Genomic DNA, 4,929 nt, shown 5'->3' with positions numbered 1-4,929 from the left:
CAGGGTGTCCTCGGTGAGCTCGATGACCAGCGCCGACGGCGGCAACCGGTGCCGCAGCACCACCGACGCCTGGGACGGGGGCCGCCCCGAGCCCTTCGTCGGCTCCGGGCTCACCGCTGGGGTCGGAGCCGGAAGGGTGGCCGCTTTCCCCCGCGGACGCGGCAGGCCCGGGCGCCCATCCGAGCGGCGACAGGAACGCCGACGCGGAGGCGGACCGCGGCGGAGCTGACGCGGGCGGCGGCGACGTGACCGGGGCAGTCGAGGGAGACGGCGGAGGAGGAGATGGCGGGGACGGGGGCGGGGGAGGCGGGTAGGCGGAGGCTGGGGGCAGGGTCGGGCCTGGGTCGGGGGTGCGGGGCGGGGCCGTGGTGTGGGCGGGGCGGGGACGGACGGTGCGCCGGGTGACCATGGCATCCCGGGGGGACTGGGTGTCGGTCAGGCGCAGCCCGAGCAGCGAGATCGGGCGCGCGTCACCGCCCTGGCCGCCGCCACCGGGGGCTCGGGTGGCCGATTCGGCCTGCGGGTCGTCGTCATTGCGGTCGCCGCCATGACCCGCCATCCGTGCCACCTCGCCCTCACCACCGGATCGGCCCAGTCGGACGACGCCGAGGCACGATCGGGGCGCCACGACGTGACGTCAACCGTCTCGCGGCCGAACCGTCCCGACAGGGATTCCGCAGACAGCGGAACTGCCGAAACCCGGACCACGAGCGGCGAACCCACCGCCGACACACCCGATCCACTCGGAATCGCCACGTGATGACATCACCATACCGAGGTCATGTCACCAGGACGGATCGGCCTCGCACCGTCCGTGTGAATGCGGGACACATCCCCGCTCAGCGTGGCGCCGACATCGCAGCGGGCAGGATCCCCCTGCTCAGCCGACGGGGGCGAGATCGCGCAGGACAGCGGCGGTCTCGAGAGCGGCGAGTGCCGCCTCGCGGCCCTTGTCCTCGCGGGATCCGGGCAGGCCGGCCCGGTCGCGGGCCTGTTCGGCGGTGTCACAGGTGAGCACGCCGAACCCGACGGGGACCTGCGCGTCGACGGTGATCCGGGCCAGCGCGGCGGTGACGAACTGGCAGACATAGTCGAAATGCGGCGTTCCACCGCGGATGACGACCCCGAGCGCGACGACGGCGTCGTGGCGCTGCGCGAGCGCGGCCACGACCACGGGCAGCTCGATGGCGCCCGCGACCCGCACGATCGTCGGTTCGCCGGTCACGCCGGCGTCCTTGGCGGCCCGCAGCGCGCCGGCGAGCAGGGCGTCGGTGATCTCGGCGTGCCAGCGGGTGGCGACGATCGCCAGGCTCAGGCCGGCGGCGGCCGGCAGCACCTCGGCCGGTGCACCGTGGCCGCTCACAGCCCCTCCCCCTCAACGGACAGCTCACCAGCGGGAAGCGCGGACACCAGGGCTGGGCCCGAACCCGGGCGGGGCCGGACGGTGGACGGCGCGTCCTCGCCGACGGCCAGCGGCAGGTCGGGCAGCACCGGCAGACCGGGCAACAGGTGGCCCATCCGGTCCCGCTTGGTGGTCAGGTAGCGCAGGTTCTCCGGGGTGTGGTTGACCGGCATGGCGATCAGCTCGACGATGCGCAGCCCATAGCCCTCCAGGCCGGCCCGCTTGGTCGGGTTGTTCGACAGCAGCCGGATGCCGCGCACGCCGAGGTCGACGAGGATCTGCGCCCCGGTGCCGTAGTCGCGGGCGTCCGCGGGCAGGCCGAGCGCCAGGTTCGCGTCGACGGTGTCGTGGCCGGCGTCCTGCAGCTGGTAGGCGCGCAGCTTGTGCATGAGGCCGATGCCGCGGCCCTCGTGCCCGCGCATGTAGAGCACGACACCACGACCCTCGGTGGCGACCAGGCGCAGGGCGGCGTCGAGCTGGGTGCCGCAGTCGCAGCGCCGCGAGCCGAACACGTCGCCGGTGAGGCACTCGCTGTGCACCCGGGTGAGCACGCTCTCGCCGTCGCCGAGCTCGCCGCGGATCAGCGCGATGTGCTCCACACCGTCGAGGATGCTGCGGAAACCGACGGCACGGAACAGGCCGTACCGGGTGGGGATGGACGCCTCGGCGACCCGGACGATCTGCTTCTCGGTGCGGCGCCGGTAGGCGATGAGATCAGCGATCGTGATCAGCAGCAGGCCGTGCTCGCGGGCGAACGCGACGAGTTCGGGCAGGCGGGCCATCGTCCCGTCGTCGTTGACGATCTCGCAGATCGCGCCGGCCGGGCGCAGGCCGGACAGCCGGGCGAGGTCGACGGCGGCCTCGGTGTGGCCGGGGCGACGCAGCACCCCGCCGTCCTTGGCCCGCAGCGGGAAGATGTGGCCGGGGCGGCTCAGGTCACCGGGGGTGGTGTCGGCGCCGGCGAGCAGCCGGATGGTGCGGGCCCGGTCGGCCGCGGAGATGCCGGTGGTCACGCCCTCGCGGGCGTCGACGCTGATGGTGAACGCGGTGCCCATCCGTTCGGTGTTGTGCGGCACCATCTGGTCGAGTTCGAGCCGGTCGGTGTCGGCCGGGTCCATCGGCACGCAGATGACCCCGGACGTGTAGCGGGTCATGAAGGCGACCAGCTCCGGCGTGGCGGCCTCGGCGGCGAAGATGAGGTCGCCCTCGTTCTCCCGGTCGGCGTCGTCGACGACGACGAGCGGGCGCCCGGCGGCGAACTCGACGAGCGCGGCCTCGATGTCGGCGAAGAGCACGTCCTCGCCCTGACTGCCTGTGGTCATCGCGGAAGTCCGTTCGGTTCGGGAGTACCGGTCGGGTCGGAGACGCCTGCCGGTGCGGAGGTGCCGACCGGCGCGAGGGTCGCGGTCGGTGCGACGGTGCCGGCCACGCCGGCATGCAGCTTCTCGACGTACTTCGCCAGGACGTCGACCTCGAGGTTGACCCGTGAACCGGGCGCCCGGTGACCGAGCGTGGTGTCCTCGAGCGTGGTGGGGATGAGGCTCACGGTGAACGACGCCGGGGCGTCGCCGTGCGCCGGGACCACCTCGACGACGGTGAGGCTCACACCGTCGACCGTCACCGAGCCCTTTTCGACGAGATAGCGGTCCAGCCCCGCCGGCAGGGCGAGGCGGACCAGCTCCCAGTGCTCGGCGACCTGACGGTCGAGCACGACGCCGACACCGTCCACATGGCCCTGCACCAGATGGCCACCGAGCCGGTCGGACAGGCGCACGGGGCGCTCCAGGTTGACCCGGTCACCGACCGCGAGCTCGCCCAGTGACGAGCGCACGAGCGTTTCGTGCATCACGTCCGCGATGAACGCCGTGGCACCCGTCGGTATGCCGGCCGGGCCGGCCCGACTCGCGGTTTCGTCGAGGGCGACACCGTCGCGCAACATGCTGGTCACGGTCAGACAGACGCCGTTGACGGCGATGGACGCGCCGTGGACCGCGTCCGCAAGGACGGTGCGACAGGAAATGGTGAGCGAGGCTGCCGCTGACCGCGCATCTACCGCGGTGACGACGCCGAGCTCCTCGACGATGCCGGTGAACATCCGACCCGTGCCCTTCGGTCCCGGGCACCGCTCCCCGGCCATGGGGGAAACCACGCGGGACCTGCCGGCGGGCTCAGGCCGGCGCGCACCCACACCACGGCGGCAAATGCCACCGCGCATGCGGGCGCCATGGGCCCGCGCGCATCCTCCCATCCGGACTTTGACCGTCGGTCCCGGAATTCCACCGGATCAACCACATCCGAACTACTGGGTGTGGGTCGCGGACTATCACCGCCGGCTCGGAATTTCACCGACCCCGGAGCGCGCGTGCAACTGGCTGTGCTACCCCATTTTTACATACGAAGCGGGACCGCGCCCGCCCCGAACATGTGACCGGAATCATGATGATCAGGGCGGGATCAGGGGTGGTCAGGGGCCGGGCGGTGTGAGACGGGGGGCGACCCGCAGGGCCTGGGCCCGCAGTTTCTCCACCGCCTCACCGGGGTCGTCCGCGCCGAAGACGGCCGTGCCGGCGACGAACACGTCCACTCCGGCGGCGGCGGCGGCCTCGATCGTCCGCTCGTTGACCCCGCCGTCGATCTGCAGCCACAGGTCCAGACCGCGGTCGTCGAGCAGGCGGCGGGCCGCGGCGATCTTGGGCAGTACCTCGGTCATGAACGTCTGACCGCCGAAGCCGGGCTCGATCGTCATGAGCAGCAGCAGGTCGAACCGGTGCAGATCGTCGAGATAGCGCTCGACCGGGGTGTTCGGCTTCACGGCGAGTCCGGTACGGGCACCGGCCGCGCGGATCGACGCGGTGGTCCGGGGCAGGTCATCGACGGCCTCGGCGTGGATGGTGACGTTCGCGGCGCCCCGCTCGGCGTAGTCGGCGGCCCAGCGGTCCGGATCGGCGATCATGAGATGGCAGTCGAGCGGGGTCCGCGTCGCCGCGCGCAGGGCGGTCACCGTGTCCGGGGAGAACGCCAGGTTCGGGACGAAGTGATAGTCCATGACGTCGACATGGAGCCAGTCCGCCCGACCCTCGACGGCATGCGCCGCCTCGGCGATCCGACCGAAATCAGCGGCGAGCATGCTGGGATAGATCTGTGCGGTGGCCACCGAACGAGACTATCGAGGGCCCACCCGCAGCAACGCGACGAACATGGCGTCGGTGCCGTGCCGGTGTGGCCACAGCTGCCCGAACGGGCCGTCCCCGAGCCCCAGCCCGGCCGCGGCGGAACCGACCGTTTCGGCGAGAACGCGCGGCGCGTTGAGCAGGGACAGTTCCGGACGCTGCCCGGCGACCCGACGGACCACCTCGCTGGTCTCGGCCGGATGCGGCGAGCAGGTGGCATAGGCGACCACTCCGCCGGGGCGCACCAGATCCGCGGCGGCGACGAGCAGCGCGCTCTGCAGCGGCAGCCATTCGAGCAGGAACGCGAACCCGGCCAGCGACACGCTGCCCGTCGCGGTGTAGATGATCAATGGGACT

The 4,929-nt window shown here is 72.4% G+C and carries 5 protein-coding genes, 1 pseudogene and 1 riboswitch; of the genes and pseudogenes, 1 reads left to right on the top strand and 5 read right to left on the bottom strand.

The features are described from left to right. The first annotated feature begins 370 nt into the window (after positions 1–370). A complete protein-coding gene (locus ND747_RS19980) occupies positions 371–760 on the top strand; it encodes a hypothetical protein (RefSeq protein WP_251735360.1) in 390 nt (129 codons plus the stop codon). Between the two features lie 120 nt (positions 761–880). Here ND747_RS19980 and ribH read toward each other — a convergent pair whose 3' ends face one another. The 5 genes and pseudogenes from ribH to ND747_RS19955 all read right to left on the bottom strand — a co-directional run. Then, positions 881–1,363 carry a 6,7-dimethyl-8-ribityllumazine synthase gene (gene ribH, locus ND747_RS19975; RefSeq protein WP_251735359.1) on the bottom strand — a complete coding sequence of 161 codons (483 nt, stop codon included), beginning with the start codon at positions 1,361–1,363 and terminating at the stop codon, positions 881–883. Next, the gene (locus ND747_RS19970) at positions 1,360–2,724 is read right to left on the bottom strand and encodes a bifunctional 3,4-dihydroxy-2-butanone-4-phosphate synthase/GTP cyclohydrolase II (protein ID WP_251735357.1); all 1,365 of its coding nucleotides are present in this window, start codon (positions 2,722–2,724) and stop codon (positions 1,360–1,362) included. Before ND747_RS19970 ends, ribH begins: the two co-directional genes overlap by 4 nt. Beyond that, positions 2,721–3,497: a riboflavin synthase gene (locus tag ND747_RS19965; RefSeq protein ID WP_251735361.1), complete on the bottom strand. Its 777-nt coding sequence runs from the start codon at positions 3,495–3,497 to the stop codon at positions 2,721–2,723. The genes ND747_RS19970 and ND747_RS19965 overlap by 4 nt, the downstream gene beginning before the upstream one ends. A gap of 137 nt (positions 3,498–3,634) precedes the next feature. Next, positions 3,635–3,766, bottom strand: a riboswitch (FMN riboswitch). 100 nt (positions 3,767–3,866) lie between these two features. After that, on the bottom strand, positions 3,867–4,556 hold the full coding sequence (rpe, locus tag ND747_RS19960; protein WP_251735355.1) for a ribulose-phosphate 3-epimerase: 690 nt from the start codon (positions 4,554–4,556) through the stop codon (positions 3,867–3,869). A gap of 9 nt (positions 4,557–4,565) precedes the next feature. Further along, positions 4,566–4,929 (bottom strand): annotated as a pseudogene (locus ND747_RS19955) (hypothetical protein); the annotation flags it as partial.

This window comes from Frankia sp. R82 (assembly GCF_023716925.1).
Lineage (GTDB): Bacteria > Actinomycetota > Actinomycetes > Frankiales > Frankiaceae > Frankia.
The sequence above is the reverse complement of the archived record's forward strand: the minus strand, read 5'-3'. Positions and strand labels throughout refer to the sequence as shown.

Excerpts from the sequence above, each read along its gene's own strand:
- ND747_RS19970 (WP_251735357.1), bottom strand. The coding sequence starts at position 2,724 with ATGACCACAGGCAGTCAGGGCGAGGACGTGCTCTTCGCCGACATCGAG.
- ND747_RS19965 (WP_251735361.1), bottom strand. The coding sequence starts at position 3,497 with ATGTTCACCGGCATCGTCGAGGAGCTCGGCGTCGTCACCGCGGTAGAT.